Here is a 3,515-nt window from a genome sequence, read left to right on the forward strand (position 1 = left end):
TAAGCCAGTGAATCAATGCTTTGCCTCATATCAGTCTTCCCACATACGAGATAGACCTGCCCTAGGCTAGATAGATGAATTGTCATAGAGCAACACCTTATCCAAAAGCTCTTCTATCATTTCGAGATTGTGGAATCTCTACAGGAACAATAGGTTGTGGCATTAAAATATCCTCCAATAGTTTTACTTTACTAATAGTATACAGGAGGTCTTCCATGAATGATAGATACCTTGTTATGACGCGCTTACCCTGCTTCCTTATTTTATCGCCATTATTTAACCACTTAGACTGATATAGAGACCAGATAGGCAAAAGAACTTGTTCTTGAAACTGACCTCTACTATAATGATTTTTGTAAGGGACGTGAGGCTTCACTATCAGAGAACTCAAGTTCATAAAAAAATTGGAGATAAACAAATGAAAAAATTATTGGGAATTGTCTTTTTATTAGCAGCAGTGACAGTATTGTATTTTGGTTCTGTTGGCTAGCCAAGTTTGAATGTCAGCCTATGGTCTTTGATTCCGGTGGGTCTGTTCCTCTTTTTCACTCTAGAGAATCTTTTGAAAAAAGACTACAAGGCTAGTCTGATGTGTTTGATTATTGCCTTTATCATCGCAAATGCAATTTTGGACCTGTTGCCAATTTCAAGTGGCTTGGTGATTGGAGCAGGTGTGCTGGCTTGTGTAGGGATTGGCTATCTATTTCCTGATAAAGAAGGAAAATAATACTCTTCGAAAATCTCTTCAAACCACGTCAACGTCGGCTTGTCGTAGATATGGTTACTGACTTGGTCAGTTCTATCCACAACCTCAAAACGGTGTTTTGAGCAGTCTGTGCCTAGCTTTCTAGTTTGCTCTTTGATTTTCATTGAGTATTAGAACAGAAAAATACTTGGAATATTTGTTTGTTTATTTTTATATAACAAACTATAAACACAACAAAAGTATAAAAAAAGACAAAAATCAACAGAAAACTATTGACAACGATTACATATAGTGTTATACTTATAGCATAAAGTTAATGGAAAGAAGGGAAAACCTTATGGGATTAGATCATTTCTTTGACAAAAACCTTGTGTTTTGCTTAGAAGCGGATAATCAAGAACATCTCTTTGATCAGGTTACTACTTTATTGGAGGAACGAGAAATCGTGACTCCAACTTATCGTGAAGCCTTGATCACGCGTGAAAAGTCATTTCCAACTGGCTTAGATATGGAATTTTTGGGTAAGGATTTGCCGAATGTGGCTATTCCTCATACAGATATTGTTCATAATCTAGCTGAGAAAGTGGTGGTTGTTCGATTAGAAAAACCAGTAACTTTTCACAATATGATAGCTCCTGATAAGGAAGTAGAAGTATCCTTGCTCTTCTTTATCATCAATAACTCAAGTTCAAGTCAAACAAATATTCTGGCTCAGTTGATGGACTTTTTCACAGGAAATGGACATCTTGAAGACCTATCAAAAATTTCCGAACCAGAAAAACTTTATGCTTATATAGCTGAAGCAATCGCTTAATCTTGTCTATTAAAAATATTAAATCGGAGGAAATCCATATGATTAAAATTCTTGCTGCCTGCGGTGCAGGTGTTAACTCAAGCCACCAAATTAAAAGTGCTCTTGAAGAAGAACTTTCAAACCGTGGTTACGATGTTCACTGTGATGCAGTCATGGTCAAAGATGTTAACGAAGACCTTATCAAGGGTTATGACATCTTCACACCAATCGCTGCGACAGATCTTGGTTTTGACCCAGGTATTCCAGTTATCGAAGCTGGACCAATCTTATTCCGTATCCCAGCAATGAGCGCTCCAGTATTTGACAATATTGAAGCAGCTATTAAAGAACACGGATTAAGCTAATTCTAATTTGTTAACATTCATATAACATAAAAAAGGGAGGAACTGTTATGGATGCAATCTTTGACCTAATCGGAAAGGTTTTCAATCCCATCTTAGAAATGGGTGGACCTGTCATCATGTTAATCATTTTGACAGTATTGGCTTTACTTTTTGGAGTGAAATTCTCCAAAGCGCTTGAAGGTGGTATCAAACTTGCCATCGCTCTTACAGGTATCGGTGCTATCATCGGTATGCTAAATGGTGCTTTCTCAGCATCACTTGCAAAATTCGTTGAAAACACTGGTATCCAATTGAGTATTACCGACGTTGGTTGGGCACCACTTGCAACAATCACTTGGGGTTCTGCTTGGACACTTTACTTCTTGCTCATCATGTTGATTGTCAACGTAGTGATGCTTGCTATGAAGAAAACCGATACACTTGATGTCGATATCTTTGATATCTGGCACTTGTCTATCACAGGTCTCTTGATTAAATGGTATGCTGATAACAATGGTGTGAGTCAAGGGGTTTCGCTCTTTATTGCTACAGCAGCTATCGTCCTTGTTGGTGTGTTGAAAATTATCAACTCTGACTTGATGAAACCTACATTTGATGACCTTCTTAACGCTCCAAGTTCATCACCAATGACATCAACTCACATGAACTACATGATGAACCCAGTTATCATGGTTTTGGATAAGATTTTTGAAAAATTCTTCCCAGGCCTTGATAAATATGACTTTGATGCTGCTAAATTGAACAAGAAAATCGGTTTCTGGGGATCTAAATTCTTCATCGGTTTCATCCTTGGTATCGTTATCGGTATTATGGGAACTCCACATCCAATTGCAGGTGTTGCAGATGCAGATAAATGGCGTCTTGTTATCAAAGGATGGTTGTCTCTTGGTTTGACTGCCGGTGTATCTTTGGAACTCTTCTCACTTATCGGTTCATGGTTCATCGCAGCCGTAGAACCACTATCACAAGGTATTACAAACGTTGCTACTAAACGTCTTCAAGGACGTAAATTCAATATCGGTCTTGACTGGCCATTCATCGCTGGTCGTGCTGAAATCTGGGCTTGTGCCAACGTACTTGCACCAATCATGTTGATTGAAGCAGTGCTTCTTTCAAAAGTTGGAAATGGTATCTTGCCACTTGCAGGTATCATCGCTATGGGTGTTACTCCAGCTCTCTTGGTTGTAACGCGTGGTAAATTGCTCCGTATGATTATCTTCGGAACACTCTTGTTGCCACTCTTCCTTCTTTCAGGTACACTTATTGCGCCATTTGCAACAGAACTTGCTAAAGGTGTAGGTGCCTTCCCAGAAGGTGTGAGCCAAACTCAATTGATTACTCACTCTACTCTTGAAGGACCAATCGAAAAACTTCTTGGTTGGACAATTGGTAACACTACAACTGGTGATATCAAAGCAATTCTTGGTGCAGTAGTCTTCCTTGTATTCTATATCGGTATCTTTGCTTGGTACAGAAAACAAATGATTAAACGTAACGAAGAGTACGCAGCAAAAGCAAAATAATGCGCTCCTATAAAATGTAAATTGTTGAAACTAGGTTGTCATACTGTTTAGGAGTGACAGCCTAGGTTTTTTATAAACTATCAAGAAATCGGAGAAAATAATGGTAATTGAATTATACTCAATGAAAA

Annotated in this window: 4 protein-coding genes and 1 pseudogene; 4 read left to right on the forward strand and 1 reads right to left on the reverse strand. The window is 38.3% G+C overall.

Translation table 11 applies throughout. From position 1 onward, the window contains the following. Positions 1 to 418: 418 nt before the first annotated feature. Positions 419 to 727 (forward strand): annotated as a pseudogene (locus tag HT671_RS10560) (hypothetical protein). On the opposite strand, the gene HT671_RS11800 reads toward HT671_RS10560, so the two are convergent. Further along, positions 697 to 870 carry a hypothetical protein gene (locus HT671_RS11800; protein ID WP_007285086.1) on the reverse strand — a complete coding sequence of 58 codons (174 nt, stop codon included), beginning with the start codon at positions 868 to 870 and terminating at the stop codon, positions 697 to 699. The pseudogene HT671_RS10560 and the gene HT671_RS11800 overlap by 31 nt on opposite strands. 173 nt (positions 871 to 1,043) lie before the next feature. On the opposite strand from HT671_RS11800, the gene HT671_RS10570 reads away from it, so the two are divergent. Genes HT671_RS10570 through HT671_RS10580 form a run of 3 tightly spaced genes read left to right on the forward strand, consistent with a single transcriptional unit; the run spans position 1,044 to position 3,387 of the window. Next, entirely contained in the window at positions 1,044 to 1,520 is a 477-nt protein-coding gene (locus tag HT671_RS10570; protein WP_166735416.1) for a PTS sugar transporter subunit IIA, read from the forward strand. Positions 1,521 to 1,558: 38 nt separating this feature from the next. After that, positions 1,559 to 1,864 (forward strand): PTS sugar transporter subunit IIB, encoded by a 306-nt coding sequence (locus HT671_RS10575; protein ID WP_000590549.1) that lies wholly within the window; start codon positions 1,559 to 1,561, stop codon positions 1,862 to 1,864. 47 nt (positions 1,865 to 1,911) lie between these two features. Beyond that, positions 1,912 to 3,387 carry a PTS galactitol transporter subunit IIC gene (locus tag HT671_RS10580; RefSeq protein WP_000338717.1) on the forward strand — a complete coding sequence of 492 codons (1,476 nt, stop codon included), beginning with the start codon at positions 1,912 to 1,914 and terminating at the stop codon, positions 3,385 to 3,387. Positions 3,388 to 3,515 lie beyond the last annotated feature (128 nt).

It is taken from the genome of Streptococcus sp. 2741, assembly GCF_013276315.1.
GTDB classification, from domain to species: Bacteria; Bacillota; Bacilli; order Lactobacillales; family Streptococcaceae; genus Streptococcus; species Streptococcus pseudopneumoniae.

Excerpts from the sequence above, each read along its gene's own strand:
- HT671_RS11800 (WP_007285086.1), bottom strand. The coding sequence starts at position 870 with ATGAAAATCAAAGAGCAAACTAGAAAGCTAGGCACAGACTGCTCAAAA.
- HT671_RS10570 (WP_166735416.1), top strand. The coding sequence starts at position 1,044 with ATGGGATTAGATCATTTCTTTGACAAAAACCTTGTGTTTTGCTTAGAA.
- HT671_RS10575 (WP_000590549.1), top strand. The coding sequence starts at position 1,559 with ATGATTAAAATTCTTGCTGCCTGCGGTGCAGGTGTTAACTCAAGCCAC.
- HT671_RS10580 (WP_000338717.1), top strand. The coding sequence starts at position 1,912 with ATGGATGCAATCTTTGACCTAATCGGAAAGGTTTTCAATCCCATCTTA.